The organism is Delftia tsuruhatensis NBRC 16741 (genome assembly GCF_001571325.1).
GTDB classification, from domain to species: Bacteria; Pseudomonadota; Gammaproteobacteria; order Burkholderiales; family Burkholderiaceae_C; genus Comamonas; species Comamonas tsuruhatensis.
Genome location: NZ_BCTO01000044.1, coordinates 77,944 through 97,086 on the forward strand (window position 1 = coordinate 77,944; position 19,143 = coordinate 97,086).

At 67.6% G+C, this 19,143-nt stretch carries 19 protein-coding genes; 13 read left to right on the forward strand and 6 right to left on the reverse strand.

Annotation, left to right across the window (positions count from 1 at the left end; translation table 11 throughout):
- Nucleotides 1–13 precede the first annotated feature (13 nt).
- Nucleotides 14–766 carry an SDR family oxidoreductase gene (locus DTS01S_RS21065; protein WP_017405497.1) on the reverse strand — a complete coding sequence of 251 codons (753 nt, stop codon included), beginning with the start codon at nt 764–766 and terminating at the stop codon, nt 14–16.
- A gap of 118 nt (nt 767–884) precedes the next feature.
- On the opposite strand from DTS01S_RS21065, the gene DTS01S_RS21070 reads away from it, so the two are divergent.
- The 3 genes from DTS01S_RS21070 (at nt 885) to DTS01S_RS21080 (ending at nt 2,355) form a co-directional block, all read left to right on the forward strand.
- Nucleotides 885–1,577 (forward strand): dienelactone hydrolase family protein, encoded by a 693-nt coding sequence (locus DTS01S_RS21070; protein ID WP_026062411.1) that lies wholly within the window; start codon nt 885–887, stop codon nt 1,575–1,577.
- 122 nt (nt 1,578–1,699) lie between these two features.
- Nucleotides 1,700–1,990 carry a nucleotidyltransferase family protein gene (locus DTS01S_RS21075; RefSeq protein WP_013800234.1) on the forward strand — a complete coding sequence of 97 codons (291 nt, stop codon included), beginning with the start codon at nt 1,700–1,702 and terminating at the stop codon, nt 1,988–1,990.
- Complete coding sequence (locus DTS01S_RS21080; RefSeq protein ID WP_013800235.1) at nt 1,987–2,355, forward strand: HepT-like ribonuclease domain-containing protein; 369 nt, start codon at nt 1,987–1,989, stop codon at nt 2,353–2,355. The genes DTS01S_RS21075 and DTS01S_RS21080 overlap by 4 nt, the downstream gene beginning before the upstream one ends.
- Before the next feature lie 33 nt (nt 2,356–2,388).
- Here the strand turns inward: DTS01S_RS21080 and DTS01S_RS21085 are convergent, their stop codons facing one another.
- From DTS01S_RS21085 to DTS01S_RS21095, 3 genes are all read right to left on the reverse strand, one after another.
- Complete coding sequence (locus DTS01S_RS21085; RefSeq protein ID WP_017405501.1) at nt 2,389–2,706, reverse strand: hypothetical protein; 318 nt, start codon at nt 2,704–2,706, stop codon at nt 2,389–2,391.
- 298 nt (nt 2,707–3,004) lie between these two features.
- The gene (locus DTS01S_RS21090; RefSeq protein ID WP_061288679.1) at nt 3,005–3,649 is read right to left on the reverse strand and encodes a molybdopterin-dependent oxidoreductase; all 645 of its coding nucleotides are present in this window, start codon (nt 3,647–3,649) and stop codon (nt 3,005–3,007) included.
- The gene (locus tag DTS01S_RS21095) at nt 3,646–6,267 is read right to left on the reverse strand and encodes an Ig-like domain-containing protein (protein WP_061288681.1); all 2,622 of its coding nucleotides are present in this window, start codon (nt 6,265–6,267) and stop codon (nt 3,646–3,648) included. Before DTS01S_RS21095 ends, DTS01S_RS21090 begins: the two co-directional genes overlap by 4 nt.
- A 218-nt stretch (nt 6,268–6,485) precedes the next feature.
- Between DTS01S_RS21095 and DTS01S_RS21100 the strand changes: the two genes are divergently transcribed.
- Both DTS01S_RS21100 and DTS01S_RS21105 read left to right on the forward strand, forming a co-directional pair.
- A complete protein-coding gene (locus DTS01S_RS21100; RefSeq protein WP_016453575.1) occupies nt 6,486–7,223 on the forward strand; it encodes a response regulator in 738 nt (245 codons plus the stop codon).
- Between the two features lie 19 nt (nt 7,224–7,242).
- Nucleotides 7,243–9,201 (forward strand): sensor histidine kinase, encoded by a 1,959-nt coding sequence (locus DTS01S_RS21105; RefSeq protein ID WP_061288683.1) that lies wholly within the window; start codon nt 7,243–7,245, stop codon nt 9,199–9,201.
- Here the strand turns inward: DTS01S_RS21105 and DTS01S_RS21110 are convergent.
- Together DTS01S_RS21110 and hemB are read right to left on the reverse strand one after the other, a co-directional pair.
- Nucleotides 9,198–10,415 (reverse strand): magnesium transporter CorA family protein, encoded by a 1,218-nt coding sequence (locus tag DTS01S_RS21110; protein ID WP_061288686.1) that lies wholly within the window; start codon nt 10,413–10,415, stop codon nt 9,198–9,200. The two genes, DTS01S_RS21105 and DTS01S_RS21110, sit on opposite strands and share 4 nt — an antisense overlap.
- A 4-nt stretch (nt 10,416–10,419) precedes the next feature.
- Nucleotides 10,420–11,427 (reverse strand): porphobilinogen synthase, encoded by a 1,008-nt coding sequence (gene hemB, locus DTS01S_RS21115; protein WP_017405507.1) that lies wholly within the window; start codon nt 11,425–11,427, stop codon nt 10,420–10,422.
- 123 nt (nt 11,428–11,550) lie between these two features.
- Here hemB and DTS01S_RS21120 point away from each other — a divergent pair, with 123 nt between their 5' ends.
- The 8 genes from DTS01S_RS21120 (at nt 11,551) to fusA (ending at nt 18,957) form a co-directional block, all read left to right on the forward strand.
- Entirely contained in the window at nt 11,551–11,979 is a 429-nt protein-coding gene (locus tag DTS01S_RS21120; RefSeq protein WP_016453572.1) for a CopD family protein, read from the forward strand.
- Nucleotides 11,980–12,010: 31 nt separating this feature from the next.
- Nucleotides 12,011–13,165, forward strand: coding sequence for a VanZ family protein (locus DTS01S_RS21125; RefSeq protein WP_016448520.1), 1,155 nt, complete (start codon nt 12,011–12,013; stop codon nt 13,163–13,165).
- A gap of 10 nt (nt 13,166–13,175) precedes the next feature.
- Nucleotides 13,176–13,550 carry a (2Fe-2S) ferredoxin domain-containing protein gene (locus DTS01S_RS21130; RefSeq protein ID WP_016448519.1) on the forward strand — a complete coding sequence of 125 codons (375 nt, stop codon included), beginning with the start codon at nt 13,176–13,178 and terminating at the stop codon, nt 13,548–13,550.
- An 80-nt stretch (nt 13,551–13,630) separates the two neighbouring features.
- Nucleotides 13,631–14,266: an alpha/beta hydrolase gene (locus DTS01S_RS21135; protein ID WP_017405508.1), complete on the forward strand. Its 636-nt coding sequence runs from the start codon at nt 13,631–13,633 to the stop codon at nt 14,264–14,266.
- A gap of 91 nt (nt 14,267–14,357) precedes the next feature.
- Nucleotides 14,358–15,527: a D-alanyl-D-alanine carboxypeptidase family protein gene (locus DTS01S_RS21140; RefSeq protein WP_016453570.1), complete on the forward strand. Its 1,170-nt coding sequence runs from the start codon at nt 14,358–14,360 to the stop codon at nt 15,525–15,527.
- 157 nt (nt 15,528–15,684) lie between these two features.
- The gene (rpsL, locus tag DTS01S_RS21145; RefSeq protein ID WP_003059441.1) at nt 15,685–16,062 is read left to right on the forward strand and encodes a 30S ribosomal protein S12; all 378 of its coding nucleotides are present in this window, start codon (nt 15,685–15,687) and stop codon (nt 16,060–16,062) included.
- Nucleotides 16,063–16,222: 160 nt separating this feature from the next.
- The gene (gene rpsG / locus DTS01S_RS21150) at nt 16,223–16,696 is read left to right on the forward strand and encodes a 30S ribosomal protein S7 (RefSeq protein WP_016448516.1); all 474 of its coding nucleotides are present in this window, start codon (nt 16,223–16,225) and stop codon (nt 16,694–16,696) included.
- 152 nt (nt 16,697–16,848) lie between these two features.
- The gene (gene fusA / locus DTS01S_RS21155; protein ID WP_016448515.1) at nt 16,849–18,957 is read left to right on the forward strand and encodes an elongation factor G; all 2,109 of its coding nucleotides are present in this window, start codon (nt 16,849–16,851) and stop codon (nt 18,955–18,957) included.
- Nucleotides 18,958–19,143: the final 186 nt, after the last annotated feature.

A 19,143-nucleotide genomic window follows, 5' to 3' on the forward strand; every position in this document is an offset into this window, starting at 1 on the left:
GGTTGCCTTGGAGCTAGAGGTTGCCGCCCGAGATATCGACCAGGCTGCCCGTGGTGTAGTGCGAGCCGTCGGACATCAGCCAGAGGATGGCGTCGGCCACCTCCTCGGCCCTGCCGCCGCGCTGCATGGGCACGTTGGGCGCCAGGCGCTCGACGCGGTCGGGCTGTCCGCCGCTGGCGTGGATGTCGGTCTCTATCAAGCCGGGCCGCACGGCGTTCACGCGTATGCCCTGGGCGGCGACTTCCTTGGACAGGCCCAGCGTCATCACGTCCAACGCGCCCTTGGCGGCCGCATAGTCCACGTACTGGCCCGGTGCGCCCAGCCGCGAAGCGATGCTGGAGACGTTCACGATGGCGCCTCCCCTTCCGCCGTGGCGGGTGCTCATGCGCCGCACGGCCTCGCGCGCGCAGATGAAGCTGCCGATGGTATTGACGCGGAACATGCGCTCCAGCCGCTGCACGCTCATCTCGGCCACGGTCTGCGCGCGGTCCACCACACCGGCGTTGTTGACCAGGGCATCCAGCCGGCCGAACTGCGCATCCACCGCACCGAACAGGGCCAGCACCTCGGCTTCGTCGCCCACATCGGCCTGCACGGCCAGCGCGCGGGTGCCGGCCAGTTGCACGTCGGCCACCACGGCCTCGGCCGCATCGCGCTGGTGCTGGTAGCTGATCACCACGTCCCAGCCCCGGTGCGCTGCCATGCGTGCCGTTGCGGCGCCTATGCCGCGGCTGCCGCCGGTGATGAGCACGACTTTTCGTTCCATCGAATGTCTCCTGTGAAAGAATTGCCGCACGGGCCGGCCCGCCGCCATTACAGCATTGCGGGGCGCGTCCGCCCACCGGGAAATCACAACAGGTTCTCAGACAGAAAGGAACGCGGACATGGGCAGTTTTGTGCAGTTGACTTCATTGGATGGCACGTCTTCGCCGGCCTGGGTGGCCCGCCCCGACGTGCCCGCGCGCGGTGCCATCGTCGTGCTGCAGGAGATCTTCGGCGTCAACGCCCATATCCGCGCCGTGACCGACCGGCTTGCGGCGCGGGGCTATGTGGCCGTGGCGCCGTCACTGTTCACGCGTGTGGAGCCGGGTGTGGACCTGGGCTACGGCGACGCCGACCGTGCCAAGGGCATGGCGCTGAAATCCGCCGCCGAGGCGCTGCCCCAGCCCGGCGTGCTGCCCGAGATCGAGGCCGCCATCGCCCATGCCGCCACGCTGGTGCCCGGCGGCAAGGTGGGCATCGTGGGCTTTTGCTGGGGCGGCCTGTGGGCCTGGCGCGCGGCCTGCAACCTGCCCAGCCTGTCGGCTGCGGCCTGCTACTACGGCGGCGGCATGACCACGCCGCTGGAGATGGGCCGCGAGCCGCTGTGCCCCGTCATCGCCCACTTCGGCCGGCGCGATGCGCACATTCCCGTGGACGCCGTGCAGGCCTTCGCCCAGGCGCAAAACCATGTGCAGGTGCACCTGTACGACGCCGACCACGGCTTCAACTGCGACCAGCGCAGCGCCTACGACGAGGCCAGCGCCCTGCAGGCGCGCGACCGCACGCTGGCCTTCTTCGACCAGCACCTGGCTTGATCTGCCGTGCCGGGCGTGGCCCGGCATGGAAAATCCAGGCATCGGGATTTCCGGGAGTGCTGCTTGAAACCCGGTGCCTGATGCAATAGGCTTTCCAGAAGTCTCAACAGGAAAGGATGTCCATGCGACCGTCCGTGGTACTCGACATGAATCGCAGCGCAGTGCGTGAAATGGCCAGCCGTTTCCGCACTGCGAACCCGCGCGTCTTCGGCTCCGTGCTGCATGGCACCGACCGGGACGGCAGCGACCTCGACCTGCTGGTCGATGCATTGCCGGGCGCGACGCTGTTCGACCTGGGCGGCCTGCAGGACGAGCTGGAATCGCTGCTCGGCCTTCGCGTTGATCTGCTGACGCCCGGAGACCTGCCGCTGAAGTTCCGTGCCCAGGTGCTTGCGGAGGCGCAGCCGATATGAACGGGCATCGCCTTCCCGATTACCTCGATCACATACAGCAGGCCGCAACGGATGCCTGTAGCTTCGTGGAGGGCTTGGCCAAGGAGGATTTCCTGGAGGACAAGCGCACCCAGCAGGCCGTCATCATGAGCCTCGTCATCATCGGCGAGGCTGTCACGAAGGTCATGGATGGCTATGCCGAGTTCGCCCAGACACACGGGCAAGTGCCATGGCGCAACATGCGCGGCATGCGCAACCGCATCGCCCATGGCTATTTCGACATCAACCTCGATCTGGTGTGGGACACCGTGCAGACGGCCTTGCCTGAATTGCTCAGGCAATGGCCATCCATTCGCCGGGATGCGGACGGCGCCAGGCCGGGCTGACCGGTGCTGCGCGAGTGTCCGCAACTGGCCTGATCAACCCCCGGGGTCCGGATCACAGGCCGGCCCCGGCGTCGCCTTGCGCGCCTGCACGGTCTGCAGCGTGCCCCGCAGCGCGCGCTGCTGCGCGGTCAGGAAGCTCATCAGCCCGCCCAGGTCGCTCAGTTGTTGGTCTGGGCCGGCCATGCAGCACAGGTCGATCACCAGGCCCATCTGGTGCATGCAGTCCTTGAGGCGATAGACCTCGTATTCGGAAATGGGGTAGTACAGGCTGGTTTCTTGACCGGGCGTGCACACAGGGGCGAAGGGAAAGGCCGGGGTGATTGTTTCGCCGGGGACGGTGGTGTCAGCCATGGCGGCTCCTTTGCGACAGGTGTAGAACCTGCCTCCCCCCCGCCAAGAGGGGTGGCAGGACTGTGCAGGTTGGCGGACCGGGCAAAGGAGCCGGCACCCCCTTGCGGAGGTCCCGCACAGCCCCGCCAAAACGGAACTGTGCCCAGCGCAGCACACTGGGAAGATGGAAAAGCCGCTGTCTCGTTGTAAAGACAAACGGCTGCTGCTCCTTTGCTTTCGGGCCGCCAAGCCCGTATCCCCCGAGGGGATCGCGAAATGGTACTCCAAATGCGCGTCCTGCCGCGCTGTGAAGCCAGGTTCAACCTTGGGGTCGCTGCGCGTGCAGCCCCATGTGGTACAGCCCCCAGGGCGCCTGCGCAAAACGTTCCTTGAGCGGCTTGCCTGCCAGATCGGCAATGCGGTCGGCGTCATACATGGCCCATTGCGGGCCCAGGCCGCCCAGGCCCAGGCGCAGGCCGTCCATGCGCGTGGCCAGCAGCATGCGCCATTGCAGGGCCTGCGCCAGCGGCAGCTGGGCGCGGTAGCCGTCGATGGCCTGCAGGGTGATCCACTGGCCCTTGGCCGCTGCGGCGGCGCTGTCCACGCCGGCCGCCTGCAGCACGGTGGCCAGCAGCGGGCCGCGCAGCCGGTGGGGCTGGCCGTCGTATTCGATATGGGGCGTGATCTCCACCGTGGGCAGGCGCTCCAGCGCACCGGCCCCTGTGGTCCAGGCCGAGTCGAAGGCCAGGCCATGGTTTTTCAGCAGCAGGTCGGCCACCGGGTCCAGCGGCCCCCGGTTGCCGCGCACGCCGGGGCCGCTGATGGTGAGCACGGCGGCTCCGGTGCTTTTTCCGGGGGCGGCGGGGGCGGCCAGGGCGCTTTCGCACAGGGCCAGGCCGGTGGCTGCGCTGGCGGCCAGCAGGCTGCGGCGTGAAAGCGGGCTCCGGCTTGCGGATGCGGTCATGGGGAACTCCTGGGGGTGCGTGGCGATGTGCCAGCGCCGATTTTCCGTGAAGTGCCCATCCTGCGCGACAACGCCGCGCCCGCTGCGGTCAGCAGGCTCAGCAGCGCAATCCCCCCGGCGCCCACCGCTGGAATGGGCGCCGCAGATGGTGCGGGGGCCGCCGTGACGGTCACGGTGTTGCTGTCCGAGCCGGAGGTATTGCCATCACCGGGCACATAGCGCGCCTGCACCGTGGCCGTGCCCGGTGGCAGCCGGGGCACGCTGCAGCTGGCCTGCCCGCCGGTCACCGCAACGCTGGCGCACAGCACCTGCGTTCCGTTCAAGAAATCCACCGTGCCGCTGGCGCCGGCAGGCAGCGTGACCTGGGCGCTGAAAGTCACGCTCTGGCCATGGCCTGGCGCAGCGGGGGAGGCCGACAGGTGGGCGCTGGTGGCTGCCGGGCCGATCACCACGGTCACGGCTGCGGGTTCGGTGGTGGCGCCGTTGGCATCGGTGGCGGTCAGCGTGAAGCTGTAGCTGCCTGCCGCCTGCGTGGCTGGGGCCGAGAGGGTGCCGGCGGCCTGGCTGAAGCCTGCGGGCAAACCGCTCACGCTGTAGCTGAACGGCCCTACGCCGCCGCTGGGCACGGGCGCCAGCGGCTTGCTGTAGGCCGTGCCGTAGGTGCCGGAGGCCAGGCTTGCCGTGACGCTGAAGGCCGTGAAGCTGGCCTGCACGCTCCTGGCTGCATCGATGGTGACGCTGCAGGTGGACATGCTGCCGCTGCAGGTGCCACCCCAGGCGGCAAAGGCGTGGCCAGCGTCGGGCGTGGCGGCCAGGGTCACCAGGGTGGGCGCGCCTTCGAAGTAGCCATAGCCGGCCTGGCACAGGCCGCCGGGGCGGCCGCAGTCCTGTACGGCACCCGTGGCCGCAGGCGGGGAGGGCTGCGCCGATACGCCGCCCGCGCCGCTGGCCAGCACGGTCAATGCCGCCTGGAAGACGTTCGCCTCCACGGCGCCGATGTCGCACCGCGCACCCTGCGGCCGGGCCACGCCGCGCTGGTCCGTGCCGGGTGCGGCAGTGCAGGCCACCCCGTCCAGTGCCGGGCTGCCGGTGGTGTTCAACATGGTCTGGGTGGGGCCGCCGTGGCTGGCCAGGGGGCCGAGCTGCGGGTTGCCCGTGGTGAAGGCCAGGGCGCTGATGTCGGCATTGTTCAGGGCCTGCGCCAGGCCCAGCAGATTGTTGCTGCCGCTGGCATCGCTGGTGCCGCCATTGCGCAGGTCCAGCACCACGTCCCTGCCAGCGGGCTGTTTGGTGGCCGGCTCGAACACGCTGTCCTGGGCAATGCTGGCCTGCATCTGCAGCGAGGCACCGCTGCGGGTGCAGCTGATGTTGCCACCCGCACTGCAGGCCGCCTGGGAATCGCCCAGGCTATAGATGGCGCCGCCTTGCGCGGCCGGGTTGTCGTCGCCATTGGCCTGCACGGTATTGCCGGCCAGGGTGGAGAAACGGATGGTGAGCACGCCGTTGTAGTTGAAAACGGCGCCACCCAGGCCGGCGCCGCCGCCGCTGCTGTTGCCCAGCCCGCCGTGTGCACCGTTGCCAGCCAGGGTGACCTGGTTCAGCGTCAAGGTGCCTGCGTTGTTGAAAATGGCCCCTCCCATGCCGCCTGCGCCACCGCCAGCGTCGAAGGGGCCGCCCCCACCGTTGCCGGCGCCGAAGCCGCCACCGCTGCCACGACGGCCACCACCACCGCCAAAGCCGCCACCGCCGGAGCCGCCGCCGCCACCACCGAAGCCGCCGTTCTTGCCGCTGGCGCTGCCACTGCCACCGCCCAGGCCGCCATCGTCCGGGCCGCCAGCGTTCGGCCCTCCCCCCGGGGACAAAGTCCCATCCTCGCCCACGCCGGCACCTGCAAAGGAGTTCAAGGAAAGCCTGCCTCCTTGCCCCCCTTGTGCGTGATTGCGCGTGAGCGTGCTGCGTTCGATGGTGAGCTGGCCCCGATTGAAGATGGCACCGCCCGCACCCAGCGCGCCGCCGCCAAAGCGGCTGGAGCCGCCTGTGGCCTGCCCCCCGGCCAGGGTCAGGCCGCGCAGGACCAGGCCACCCTGCGCATCGATGTCGAACAGCCGGAAGCCGGGTGCGGTACCGAGGCGCTGCACGCTCACGCTCTGGGGCGTCAGGCCATTGGCGGTGGCATCGATGGTGATGTGCTTGCCGCTGATGAAGAAGGCGCTGGGGCCGAACTGCGAGACGTAGCCGGGCCAGCTGGCCAGCGGCAGGCAGGTGGCGCCGGCGGCCTGCCCGGTGTCCAGGCAGTTGGTAAAGCGGGTCAGCGAGATGGTTTGTCCATCCAGGGCCGCGCCGAAGACGATGGTGTCGCCATCGGCGGCATGGTTGATGGCGTCGCGCAGGGTGTCGCAGTTGCGGTCGCCTGCGGCAGGCGAGCATTGCGCACGAGACAGCGGCTCGGTGTCTGCAATCTCGCCGGCGGTGGTGACGGTGAGTGTGGCGGCCTGGGCCGCGGCGCCGGCAAGGGCCAGTGACAACCCGACCGTCAGGCCCGGCAATGTCCGGACCCAGGGGCTTGGCGTGGGCATGGGTGGTGCGTCGGCTGCAGCAGACGGGTGGATGATGGACATGGCGGACCCCCTCGGTAGGCACAGCATCTCGGTGATGTGCTGAAGAGGGCAAATCTATGGGGTGTCCGGCTTTCTGTATGTCCCCCGTTCGGGCTACATGGCCGATGAGAGGGGCGGGGTCGCCATGCCGCTCATGTCGCCCATGTCGCCTATCCGGGCGACATGACAGCGGTCTTGTTCCATGTGAACATGCGGCCCTCGCCACGCACTCCACCTCCATGGACACGCACACAGACCCTTACTCTGCCGCCGCGACGGGTGGCGCCACACCCATCCGCGTGGCCGTGGTGGAGGACGACGCCGCCTGCCGCCACGCCCTGGTGGGCGTGATCAATGCTGCGAAGGACATGGTCCTGTGCTGGGCGGCAGCCAGCCGCGCGGAGGCCCTGCACCAGCTCGGCCGGGCCGATGGGGCCGGTGCCATGGACGTGATGCTGGTGGACCTGGGCCTGCCCGACGGCAGCGGCCTGGAGGTGATTGCTGCCGTGCGCACCCGCCACCCCGGGGCGGCGGTGATGGTCAGCACCATCTTTGGCGACGAGCAGCATGTGCTGGCCGCCATCGAGGCCGGCGCCATGGGCTATCTGCTCAAGGACCTGGCCGCCGACGCGGTGCTGGAGGAAGTGCGCAGCCTGCACGCGGGCGGCAGCCCCATCAATCCCATGGTGGCGCGCAAGCTGCTGCTGCGCCAGCAGCGGGCCGGGGCGGTGGCAGGGCTGGAACGGCCTGTGGAGCCGCAGGCCGCCGCGCAGGCGCTGTCCACGCGCGAGCTGGAGGTGCTGCGCCTGGTGGCGCGCGGCCATACGCTGGACGAGGTGGCGCGCCAGCTGGGCGTGTCGCGCCATACGGTGCGCACCTTCGTGCGGCGCATCTACGGCAAGCTGCAGGTGTCCAGCCGCACCCAGATGATGCATGTGGCCTTGCAGCGGGGCTGGCTGGCCGAGGGGCGGCAATGAGCGCCGCGAGGGTGGGCAGATGACGCAGCCGCTGCTGCGGGGGAGGGTCTTGCTGGTTTCGGCGGGGCTGGTGGCGCTGGCGATGCTGCTGGCGGGGGCGTTCGGGCTGCGTGGCCCCGCCGCAGGCGAAGCGGTGCAACTGCGCCAGGCGCAGCTGTGGCGGTCGGACAGCCCGCACTGGGCGCCGCCTGCGGCGCTTGCGTCGGCCGACGACGCGGTGCTGGATGCATCGACGCCGTGGAGCGATGTGGACCTGCCCTATGGGGGCGACAGGGCCGTGTCGGGCAGCGGCGACCTGGCAGCGGCGCCGCCCGAGGTGCGCTGGTTCCGCGCCGTGGTGCCGCCCGAGGCGCTGGCGCCCACGCCGCAGGGCGCGCGCCTGTATATCCCGCGCTGGCAGACGGTGGGCACGGTGGCGGTGTATGTGGACGGGAAGCTGGCCTGGCAGACGCGCGGCAGCCGGGTGTGGAACAGTTTCAACCGGCCGGTGTGGCTGGACCTGGGCGGGCTGGCGCAGCCGGGCAGGCCGCTGCAGGTGCATGTGCGCATGGCCAGCCAGCAGGGCGTGGGCGGGGCGCTGTCCAGCCTGTGGGCGGGGCCTGCCGAGTCGCTGCGCCTGTCCTGGCGGCTGCGCAGCCTGCTCCAGGCCGATCTGGTGGTCTATACGGCAGGCTCCTACCTGGTGCTGGGCCTGTTCGCGCTGGCGCTGTGGACGCTGCAGCGGCGGCGAGGGGATGTGGTGTTCCTGCTGTTCTTCCTGATGTCGCTGTGCCAGTTGCTGGGCTCGCTGCAGTTCATGGTGGACGGCGAGGGGCTGGCCCTGTCGGACGGCTGGTTCTCCTGGCTGACGCTGGCCGGCCTCATGGGCGCCACGGTGGCGGCCTTCCATTTCCTGTGCCTGATGCAGCGCAGGCGCCGGCCCTGGCTGGGCCGGGTGCTGCAGGGCTATGTGGGCACGGTGCTGCTGGTGGCGGTGCCGCTGTGGGGGCCGGCGCACGAGACCATCCTGCCGCTGCTGCGGCTGCTGATGGTGCCGCCGGAGATCCTGGTGCTGTGCATGGCCGTGGCGGGCGCCTGGCGCATGCGCGATGGCGGCAGCACCATGCTGGCGGTGTGGATGCTGCTGTCGTTTCCCATCGGCTTCCATGACCTGGCGCTGCAGAGCTACCTGATCAGCATAGAGAGCATCTACCTCACGCCCTATGTGTACCTGGGGCTGTTCACGCTGTTCCTGCTGGTGGCCTACCGGCGCTACAACGGCGCGCTGGCCGTGGCAGAGAACGCCAACCTGCATCTGGCGGAACGGCTCAAGGCCCAGGAGGCGGAGCTGGCCCAGGCCCATGAACGCCTGCTGGCCGTGGAGCGCGAGCAGACGCTGATGCAGGAGCGCCAGCGCCTGATGCGCGAGATGCACGACGGCGTGGGCTCTTCGCTGATGAGCGCGCTGCGCGTGGTGGAGTTCAACCAGGCCGGCACGGTGGACCTGGTGCAGCTGCTGCAGGAGTGCATCGATGACCTGAAGCTGTCCATCGACTCGCTGGAGCCGCTGGACTGCGACCTGCTGGCGCTGCTGGCCGGGCTGCGCTACCGGCTGGGGCCGCGCCTGGAGGGGGCGGGGCTGCGGCTGCACTGGGAGGTGAGCGACCTGCCCGCGCTGCCCTGGCTGGACGCGCAGGCCGCCCTGCATGTGCTGCGCATCCTGCAGGAGGTGCTGACCAACATCATCAAGCACAGCGGCGCGCGCGAGATCACGGTGCGCACGGCCCAGGCCCCGCTGGACGGCCGGGCCGGCGTGCAGGTGCTGGTGGAGGACGACGGCCACCCCTTCGACCGCGCCCAGGCACCCACCGAGGGCCGCAAGGGACTGGCGAACATGCGCACGCGCGCGCTGGCGCTGCAGGCGCGGCTGGACTGGGCGCCGCTGGCCGGCGGCAATCGCTTCACGCTGTGGATGCCGCTGGAGCGGGCGGGGCCCTAGCCCTGCGCCGTGCGCGCCATGTAGCGCTTGCGCCAGAAGAACATGGTCAGGCCCACGGCAATCGCCATCATCGAGCCCATGGCCCACCAGAAGCCGTCCTGCTTGTGCACCAGGGGGATGAACTCGAAGTTCATGCCGAAGATGCCGGCAATCAGGTTCAGCGGCAGGAACACGGCCGTCAGCGCGGTCAGCGTGCGCATGATGTCGTTGGTGCGGTTGCTCTGCACCGAAAAATGCATCTGCACCACGGTCTCGGTGCTTTGCTCCAGCCGCCGCACGTGGTGGACCACGCGCTCTATGTGTTCCAGCACGTCGCGGCTGCGCACCTTGAGCAGGTCCAGCTCGCGCAGCGCCGCCACGCCCTCGGGAGGCGCCCAGGTCTCCAGCGCGTCGATCCAGTCCTGCACGGCGGCGCGCTGGTCTTCGCAGACTTCGTCCAGCTCATGCAGGGCCAGCCGTGCGTCCAGCAGCGCCCCCCAGTTGGCAAAGCGCGTGCGCGGGCGCAGCAGCTCGGTCTGCCAGTGGTCCAGCTGGCGCGACAGTTCGCGGCGCAGGTCCAGGAAGCCGTCCACGATGAGGTTGACCACGCGCAGCATGAGGTCGGCCGGGCTGGCCGGCAGCCGCGTGCCGGATGTGGGGTTCAGCCGTCCCTCGCGCAGATCGCTGGGCATGGCGGCCAGCAGCCGCGCGGCATAGGCGTCGCGCACGGTGCAGTCGTCGGGGTGCACGGACAGCAGCACCTGGTCGAACATGGCAAAGCCCACGGGGCTGGTGTCGATGTTGCGCAGCACGGGCGGGCCTGTGCGGCGCACGGGAGGCGAGGGGGGCGCCGCCTGCGCCGCAGGCGAAGAGGCCGTGCCGGCCTGCGCGGCGGCACGCGCCTGCCCGCTGGCCAGGCGGCGAAAGACCAGCAGGTCGTACTGCGAGGTGTAGTCGTAGCGCGATGGCAGCTGGGCGTTGAGCAGGTCCGAGACATGCAGGTCCACCAGCTGCTGGCCCGACAGCAGCTGCAGCGTGCGCTGCACCTCGGCCAGCCGCTCCTGCAAGGTGGCGCGGGTGCAGGAGATCCACAGGAAGCCCTGCGCGGGCGCCTGCCCGGGCAGGTCGGCCAGTTCGGTGGCGCCGCCCGGCTGCAGGTGGAAGATGCGCATGTTCCTGGCGTTCCCGGCTGGGGGAGCGGCTCCCGTGCCCGTGGGCGGCGTCACCGGCGGCATGCGTTCAGCCGCGCAGCTTGCGCGCGGCGTCGATGGCGAAGTAGGTCAGGATGCCGTCGGCACCCGCGCGCTTGAAGGCCAGCAGCGATTCCATCATCACCTGGTCATGGTCCAGCCAGCCGTTGGCGGCGGCGGCCTTGAGCATGGCGTACTCGCCGCTGACCTGGTAGGCGAAGGTGGGCACGCCGAATTCGTCCTTGACGCGGCGCACCACGTCCAGGTACGGCATGCCGGGCTTGACCATGACCATGTCGGCACCCTCGGCCAGGTCCTGGGCGACTTCGCGCAGGGCCTCGTCGGTGTTGGCGGGGTCCATCTGGTAGACGTTCTTGTCGGCCTTGCCCAGCGCGCCGCGCGTACCCACGGCGTCGCGGAACGGGCCGTAGAAGGCGCTGGCGTACTTGGCGCTGTAGGCCATGATGCGCGTGTGGATGTGGCCGTGGGCCTCCAGCGCCTCGCGGATGGCGCCGATGCGGCCGTCCATCATGTCGCTGGGCGCCACCATGTCCACGCCGGCCTCGGCATGGGTGAGGGCCTGGCCCACCAGGACCTGCACGGTCTCGTCGTTGATGATGTAGCCGGACTCATCCAGGATGCCGTCCTGGCCGTGGCTGGTGTAGGGGTCCAGGGCCACATCGGTCATCACGCCCAGTTGCGGGAACTCCTTCTTGAGCGCCCGCACCACGCGCGGGATCAGGCCGTCGGGGTTGAGCGCCTCCTTGCCGTCGGGCGTCTTCAGCGAGGTTTCGATGGCGGGGAACAGCGCCAGGAACGGGATCTCCAGCTGCACGCATTGCTCGGCCACGGGCAGCAGCAGGTCCAGACTCAGGCGGTCCACGCCGGGCATGGAGGGCACGGCCTCGCGCTGGTTCGTGCCTTCGTGCACGAACACGGGGTAGATGAAGTCATGGGCCGTGAGCACGTTCTCGCGCACCAGATTGCGCGTGAAGGCATCGCGGCGCAGGCGGCGGGGGCGGTTGTGCGGGAAGGGGGTGGGGCTGGACAGATGCATGCCGAAAATTGTGCCCCATTCCCGCCGCAGGCCCCGCAACCCCGGCGACGACGCCGGCACGCGGGACTCGGCTTTTGCGCCTGCGCAGCCTGGCGCACCCCTGTACGCACGTACACTGCCCGCATGCTGTGGGTCAAAGCCTTTCATATCGTTTTCGTGGCAAGCTGGTTCGCGGGCCTGTTCTATCTGCCTCGCATCTTCGTCAACGTGGCCATGGTCACGCCCGGCTCGGTGGCCGAGCGCGAGCGCCTGCTGCTCATGGCACGCAAGCTGCTGCGCTTCACCACGCTGCTGGCCGTGCCCGCATTGGGCCTGGGCCTGTGGCTGTACCTGGGCTACGGCATCGGCAAGGGGCCGGGCAACGGCTGGATGCATGCCAAGCTGGCCGGCGTGCTGCTGGTCATCGGCTACCACCATGCCTGCGGGCGCCTGCTGCGCAAGCTGATCGACAACCGGGACCAGCACAGCCACCGCTGGTTCCGCTTCTTCAACGAGGTGCCGGTGCTGCTGCTGGCGGCCATCGTCATCCTGGTGGTCGTCAAACCTTTCTGAGAAACCGATCCAACGAAGAGGGAGGCAGGGCGTGGTGCAAAGGACTTCGGCCTGGCCGCTGGCACTGGTCTATGCGGTGCTCATCGTTTTCGCCAGCCTGTTTCCCTTCGATGGCTGGCGTGCCCAGGGCATTGATCCGCTGGTCTTCCTGACGGCAAAGATCCCGCCGCCGTACTGGACCTGGTTCGACGTCAATACCAATATCGTCGGCTACGCGCCGCTGGGCTTTTTCCTGGCGCTGGCCCTGGTGCGCAGCGGCAGCCCGCGCGCGGCCGTGCCGCTGGCGGCGCTGGCAGGCACCCTGCTGTCGCTGTCCATGGAGTTCCTGCAGATCTACCTGCCGCGGCGCGTTCCCTCCAACCTGGATCTGGTGCTCAATGCGGGCGGCACCTTGTTGGGCGCGCTGGTGGCGCTGCTGCTGGAGCGCCTGGGCGCGCTGGCGCGCTGGAGCGCCTTTCGCACCCATTGGCTGGGCGAGGACGGCGGCGGCGCCATGGTGCTGCTGGCGCTGTGGCCCTGGGCGCTGCTCTTTCCCGCCGCCGTGCCCTTCGGTTTGGGCCAGGTGCTGGAGCGGCTGGAGCAGGGCCTGCTGGACCTGCTCGAAGGCACGCCCTTTCTCATGTGGCTTCCTCTGCGCGAGTCGGCCCTGACGCCGCTGTCGCCCGTTACCGAGATGCTGTGCGTGATGCTGGGCCTGTGGGTGCCCTGCCTGCTGGCCTATTGCGTGATGCGCCACATGGGCCGGCGCGCCGTGCTGGCGGGCTCGGCCATCGTGATCGGCATCGCGGTCTCGGCGATGTCGGCCGCGCTGAGCTGGGGGCCTGCCCATGCCTGGGAGTGGGTGGACCTGCCGGTGCGCATGGGCGTATGGGGCGGCGTGGGCCTGGCCATGGTGGCCCTGCCGCTGCCGCGCCGCGCCTGTGCAGCCCTGCTGATGCTGGTGCTGGTGCTGCAACTGAGCATCCTGAACCAGGCGCCCACCAGTGCCTATTTCTCCGAGACGCTGCAGGCCTGGGAGCAGGGGCGTTTCATCCGCTTCTACGGGCTGGGGCAGTGGCTGGGCTGGCTGTGGCCCTATGCCACCCTGGTCTACGTGCTGCTCAGGGTGGCGCGCCGCGATGCAGGGCCGCTGCCGCCTGCACCTTCAGCGCCCCCGGCGCCTTCGGGGCAGCAGACGCAGGCCTAGAATCCGCTGCATGAGCGAAAACCCACGTCCCGGGGCCGAAGGCGGCCAGCAAGGCGCAGGCAACTACTATGCGCGCCACATCTTCTTTTGCCTCAACGAGAGGCCTGGCGGCGAGGACTGCTGTGCGCTGCACGGCGCCAAGGCAGGCTTCGACCACTGCAAGAAGCAGGTCAAGCAGCTGGGCCTGGCCGGCAAGGGCCAGGTGCGCGTGAACAAGGCCGGCTGCCTGGACCGCTGCGCGGGCGGGCCCGTGGCCGTGGTCTACCCCGAAGGCACCTGGTACACCTTCGTGGACGAGACCGATATCGACGAGATCGTCGAGTCCCATCTCAAGAACGGCCAGCCCGTGGAGCGCCTGCTGCTGCCGCCCGACGTGGGCCGCTGAGCACCGGCTGGAACTTTGGGCCTTTCCGGGCATCAGTGCTTTGTCAGCTTGGACTGGCTGCTACTACTAGGATAGCGATTGTGAATGCGCAGACCGAACGTTTGACCCTGACCGGCCTTGCCGGGGCCGTGGAGGCCCTGCGCGACGCGCCGGCCGCCGATGCGACTGCGCGCGGCGTGGCCATCATCGCCCACCCCCATCCGCTGTTTGGCGGCACCATGGACAACAAGGTGGTGCAGACCCTGGCGCGGGCCTTCGTGCAGTGCGGCTACACGGCCGTACGCTTCAACTTCCGTGGCGTGGGTGCCAGTGCCGGCGAGCACGACGCAGGCATCGGCGAGGCCGAGGACATGCTGTCCGTGGTCCGCCAGGTCGCTCCCGAAGGGCCGATCGCGCTGGCGGGCTTTTCCTTCGGCGCCTTCGTCACCAGCCATGTGCTGGCGGGCCTGTGGAATGAAGGCCGGGTGGAAAAGGCTGTGCTGGTGGGCACGGCGGCCAGCCGTTTCTCGGTGGCCCCCGTGCCGCCCGAAGCCCATGACCGGACATTGGTGGTGCACGGCGAGGCCGATGACACGGTGCCGCTGTCGGCCGTCATGGACTGGGCGCGCCCGCAGATACTGCCTGTTACCGTCGTGCCCGGGGGCGGTCATTTCTTTCACGGACAATTGCCGCTGCTCAAGAGTCTCGTGGTCCGCCATTTGCGCTCACTTCCCTAGCGGCCCGCGCCGCTGCTCAATAGGCCCGCCCCAGCCGGCGGGCATCTTCCGCCTTTCCTGCTTTACCTGCCCTTTAGCGAGAGTTTTCCTCATGAAGCCCATTTCCTCCACGCTGCGAGTCCTGGCACTGGCAGCGGCCATGGCGCCGGCCCTGGCGCTGGCGCAGATCACCCCGCCCCAGCCGCCCGAGATCGCGGCGCGCAACTATCTGCTGGTCGATGTCACCGCCAACCAGGTGCTGGGTGCCAAGGACATCGATGCGCCCATCGAGCAGGCCTCGCTGACCAAGCTCATGACCGGCTACCTGGTCTTCGACGCGCTGCGTGCGAAGAAGATCACGCTGGAGCAGCGCCTGCCCGTCAGCGAGCGCGCCTGGAAGATGCCGGGCTCGCGCATGTTCATCGACCCCAAGATGCAGGTGCCGGTGGATGACCTGATCAAGGGCATGATCGTGCAGTCCGGCAACGACGCCACCATGGCCCTGGCCGAAGGCGTGGGCGGCTCGGCCGAGAACTTCGTGCGGCTCATGAACGAGCAGGCCAAGGCGCTGGGCATGAAGAACACCAGCTACAAGAACCCCGAAGGCCTGACCGAGCCCGGCCACCTGACCACGGCGCGCGACCTGTCCATCCTCGCGCAGCGCCTGATGCAGGACTTCCCCGAGTACATGCACTACTACTCGACCAAGAAGTACTTCTACCCGGGCACGCCGGCCTCCAACGGCACCAACCGCAACTCGCTGCTGTTCCGCGACCCGACCGTGGACGGCCTCAAGACCGGCCACACCGCTGCGGCCGGCTACTGCCTGGTGGCCACGGCCAAGCGCGATCTGCCCAACGTGGGCAGCCGCCGCCTGATCTCCATCGTGCTGGGCGCCGCCAGCGAGAACGCGCGCGCCAATGAAAGCCAGAAGCTGCTGAACTGGGGCTATGCGGCCTTCGACTCGGTCAAGCTGTTCGATGCCGAGCAGGCCGTGGCCACGCCCGAGGTCTGGAAGGGCAAGGCGGGCACCGTCAAGATCGGCCGCACCACGCCCATCGTGGTCACCGTGCCGGCCGGCAGTGGCGGCAAGCTGAGCACCGAAGTCGTGCGCCAGGACCCGCTGATCGCTCCGTTCACCAAGGGCCAGGCCATGGGCACGCTCAAGGTCAAGCTGGGGGCCGACACCGTGGCAGAAGTGCCGCTGGTGGCGCTGGAAGGCGTGGAGCAGGCTGGCTTCTTCGGCCGTGCCTGGGATGCGATCCGCCTCTGGATCAAGTAAGCCCCGCGCCTGTCGCGCAGGCCATCGCGTACCGGCTTGAAGGGGGTGCAGTTGTGCGATCTCCTGCAAGCTGGTACAGTCGAGGGCTTTTCGGAATTTCCGAAGGGATTCACGTTTTCGCTTTTCGCAAGCAATTCACGTTTAGGGACGTTTATTAATGCCAACCATTAACCAACTCGTGCGTCAGGGCCGCACGGTCGAAGTTGTCAAATCCAAGAGCCCTGCTATGGAAAACTGCCCTCAGCGCCGCGGCGTGTGCACCCGTGTGTACACCACGACGCCCAAGAAGCCTAACTCCGCTCTGCGTAAGGTTGCCAAGGTGCGCCTGACCAACGGCTTCGAGGTCATCTCCTACATCGGTGGTGAAGGCCACAACCTGCAAGAGCACAGCGTTGTGCTGGTGCGCGGCGGCCGTGTGAAGGACTTGCCCGGTGTGCGTTACCACATCGTGCGTGGCTCCCTTGACCTGCAAGGCGTCAAGGACCGCAAGCAAGCCCGTTCCAAGTACGGCGCGAAGAAGCCCAAGGCCAAGTAAGCCCTGCGTTTTTTCGAAGAAGGTGCTGTATCCCGCGTGGCGCGAGATCCAGCGTAGTGACCCCAAACGCAAGTGTTTTGCGCGGGTCGAGTAAGTGGGAGTCCTGTTGGCTCTCGCGGTGTCTGAAAAGACGCCAACTGAAGCAAGATAGAGGTAAAAAATGCCACGTCGTCGCGAAGTCCCCAAACGTGAAATCCTGCCGGATCCCAAGTTCGGCAATGTCGAGCTGTCCAAGTTCATGAACGTGATCATGGAAGGCGGCAAGAAGGCGGTCGCAGAACGCATCATCTACGGTGCCCTGGACCTGATTCAAAAGAAGCACCCTGACAAAGACCCGCTGGAAGCCTTCATCGTTGCCATCAACAACGTGAAGCCCATGGTCGAAGTGAAGTCCCGCCGCGTCGGCGGTGCCAACTACCAGGTGCCCGTCGAAGTGCGTCCCGTGCGTCGCCTGGCCCTGTCCATGCGTTGGCTGAAGGAAGCTGCACGCAAGCGCGGCGAGAAGTCCATGGCCCAGCGCCTGGCCAACGAGCTGCTCGAGGCCACCGAAGGCCGTGGCGGCGCCATGAAGCGCCGTGACGAAGTGCACCGCATGGCCGAAGCCAACAAGGCGTTCAGCCACTTCCGCTTCTAAGAGCGCTTCGCTCCTGATCAGACGGGCCGCATGCATTTTTGCCTGCGGCCTTGTCTCGATTAGGAGCATCCCCAGATAAGACTGCTGTCCGTCTGCACCATGAGGCTGGAACGGGCAGAGACTCCCTCCATACGATCAATCAAGGATCCATCATGGCTCGCAAGACCCCCATCGAGCGCTACCGCAATATCGGTATCTCCGCCCACATCGACGCCGGCAAAACCACCACCACCGAACGTATCCTGTTCTACACCGGTGTGACCCACAAGCTGGGCGAAGTGCACGACGGCGCTGCTACGACCGACTGGATGGAGCAAGAGCAAGAGCGCGGCATCACCATCACTTCCGCTGCAGTGACCTGCTTCTGGAAGGGCATGGACCTGTCCTACCCCGAGCACCGTTTCAACATCATCGACACCCCCGGCCACGTGGACTTCACCATTGAGGTGGAGCGTTCCATGCGCGTGCTGGACGGCGCCTGCATGGTGTACTGCGCCGTGGGCGGCGTGCAGCCCCAGTCGGAAACCGTGTGGCGTCAGGCCAACAAGTACAAGGTGCCTCGTCTGGCCTTCGTGAACAAGATGGACCGTACCGGCGCCAACTTCTTCAAGGTCGTCGAGCAGATGAAGCTGCGCCTGAAGGCCAACCCCGTGCCCGTCGTGATCCCGATCGGTGCCGAAGAAAACTTCAAGGGCGTGGTCGACCTCGTCAAGATGAAGGCCATCATCTGGGACGAAGCCTCGCAAGGCATGAAGTTCGAATACCACGAAATCCCCGCCGAGCTGGTGGAGACCGCCAACAAGTGGCGTGAAAACCTCGTGGAAGCCGCTGCCGAAGCCAGCGAAGACCTGATGAACAAGTACCTGGAAGAAGGTACTCTGTCCGAAGAAGACGTGAAGGCCGGCCTGCGCGCTCGTACGCTGGCTACCGAAATCCAGCCCATGCTGTGCGGTACCGCCTTCAAGAACAAGGGTGTGCAGCGCATGCTGGACGCCGTGATCGACTACCTGCCGGCGCCTGTGGACATCCCTGACGTCACTGGTACCGATCCCGAAAACGAAGAAACCAAGCTCAGCCGCAAGGCAGACGACGGCGAAAAGTTCTCGGCCCTGGCCTTCAAGCTGATGACCGACCCGTTCGTCGGCCAACTGACCTTCGTGCGCGTGTACTCGGGCGTCCTGACCAAGGGCGACACCGTGTTCAACTCGGTCAAGGGCAAGAAGGAGCGTATCGGCCGTATCGTGCAGATGATGGCCAACGAGCGCGTGGAAGTCGAAGAAATCCGCGCCGGCGACATCGCTGCCTGCGTGGGCCTGAAGGATGTGACCACCGGCGAAACGCTGTGCGCCGTCGAAGCTCCCATCGTGCTGGAACGCATGGTCTTCCCCGAGCCCGTGATTGCACAGGCCGTGGAGCCCAAGTCCAAGGCCGACCAGGAAAAGATGGGCATCGCCCTGTCGCGCCTGGCTGCTGAAGATCCGTCCTTCCGCGTGCGCACCGATGAAGAATCGGGCCAGACCATCATCGCCGGCATGGGCGAGCTGCACCTGGAAATCATCGTTGACCGCATGAAGCGCGAATTCAACGTGGAAGCCAACGTGGGCAAGCCCCAGGTGGCCTACCGCGAAACCATTCGCCAGAAGGTTACCGATGTGGACGGCAAGTTCGTTCGCCAGTCCGGCGGCAAAGGCCAGTACGGCCACGTCGTGCTGACCCTGGAACCCCAGGAAGCCGGCAAGGGCTTCGAGTTCGTCGACGAAATCAAGGGCGGTGTGGTTCCTCGCGAATACATCCCTGCGGTCGAGAAGGGCGTGATCGAGGCGCTGACTTCCGGCGTGCTGGCCGGCTACCCCGTGGTGGACGTCAAGGTGCGCCTGACCTTCGGTTCGTACCACGATGTGGACTCGAACGAAATGGCCTTCAAGATGGCGGCCATCTTCGGCTTCAAGGAAGGCGCCAAGAAGGCCAGCCCCGTCATCCTCGAGCCCATGATGGCCGTGGAAGTCGAGACGCCCGAAGACTACGCCGGCACCGTGATGGGCGACCTGTCCTCGCGTCGCGGCATGGTCCAGGGCATGGACGACATGGCCGGCGGTGGCAAGTCCATCAAGGCCGAAGTGCCGCTGTCGGAAATGTTCGGCTACGCCACTTCGCTGCGTTCGCAGACGCAAGGCCGCGCTACGTACACGATGGAGTTCAAGCACTACGCCGAAGCTCCCCGCAACGTGGCCGAAGCCATCGTGGCTGCTCGCGCCAAGTAAGGCTTTTTGTATAATCGAAGGCTTTTGAGTCGCAGCCCCTGAAAAGGGGCTGCGATTTTTGCCGGTCTGCGATCCCATGCCGTCCTGTCACCTGTGCGGGGCGACCAAGCAATGGGATGCAGACCTTAAACATCACACAGGTTTTGCTCTTTCGGAGAAATCATGGCAAAGGAAAAATTCGAGCGG

Coding starts and splice junctions, on each gene's coding strand:
- DTS01S_RS21065 (WP_017405497.1), bottom strand. CDS start 766: ATGGAACGAAAAGTCGTGCTCATCACCGGCGGCAGCCGCGGCATAGGC.
- DTS01S_RS21070 (WP_026062411.1), top strand. CDS start 885: ATGGGCAGTTTTGTGCAGTTGACTTCATTGGATGGCACGTCTTCGCCG.
- DTS01S_RS21075 (WP_013800234.1), top strand. CDS start 1,700: ATGCGACCGTCCGTGGTACTCGACATGAATCGCAGCGCAGTGCGTGAA.
- DTS01S_RS21080 (WP_013800235.1), top strand. CDS start 1,987: ATGAACGGGCATCGCCTTCCCGATTACCTCGATCACATACAGCAGGCC.
- DTS01S_RS21085 (WP_017405501.1), bottom strand. CDS start 2,706: ATGGCTGACACCACCGTCCCCGGCGAAACAATCACCCCGGCCTTTCCC.
- DTS01S_RS21090 (WP_061288679.1), bottom strand. CDS start 3,649: ATGACCGCATCCGCAAGCCGGAGCCCGCTTTCACGCCGCAGCCTGCTG.
- DTS01S_RS21095 (WP_061288681.1), bottom strand. CDS start 6,267: ATGTCCATCATCCACCCGTCTGCTGCAGCCGACGCACCACCCATGCCC.
- DTS01S_RS21100 (WP_016453575.1), top strand. CDS start 6,486: ATGGACACGCACACAGACCCTTACTCTGCCGCCGCGACGGGTGGCGCC.
- DTS01S_RS21105 (WP_061288683.1), top strand. CDS start 7,243: ATGACGCAGCCGCTGCTGCGGGGGAGGGTCTTGCTGGTTTCGGCGGGG.
- DTS01S_RS21110 (WP_061288686.1), bottom strand. CDS start 10,415: ATGCCGCCGGTGACGCCGCCCACGGGCACGGGAGCCGCTCCCCCAGCC.
- hemB (WP_017405507.1), bottom strand. CDS start 11,427: ATGCATCTGTCCAGCCCCACCCCCTTCCCGCACAACCGCCCCCGCCGC.
- DTS01S_RS21120 (WP_016453572.1), top strand. CDS start 11,551: ATGCTGTGGGTCAAAGCCTTTCATATCGTTTTCGTGGCAAGCTGGTTC.
- DTS01S_RS21130 (WP_016448519.1), top strand. CDS start 13,176: ATGAGCGAAAACCCACGTCCCGGGGCCGAAGGCGGCCAGCAAGGCGCA.
- DTS01S_RS21140 (WP_016453570.1), top strand. CDS start 14,358: ATGAAGCCCATTTCCTCCACGCTGCGAGTCCTGGCACTGGCAGCGGCC.
- rpsL (WP_003059441.1), top strand. CDS start 15,685: ATGCCAACCATTAACCAACTCGTGCGTCAGGGCCGCACGGTCGAAGTT.
- rpsG (WP_016448516.1), top strand. CDS start 16,223: ATGCCACGTCGTCGCGAAGTCCCCAAACGTGAAATCCTGCCGGATCCC.
- fusA (WP_016448515.1), top strand. CDS start 16,849: ATGGCTCGCAAGACCCCCATCGAGCGCTACCGCAATATCGGTATCTCC.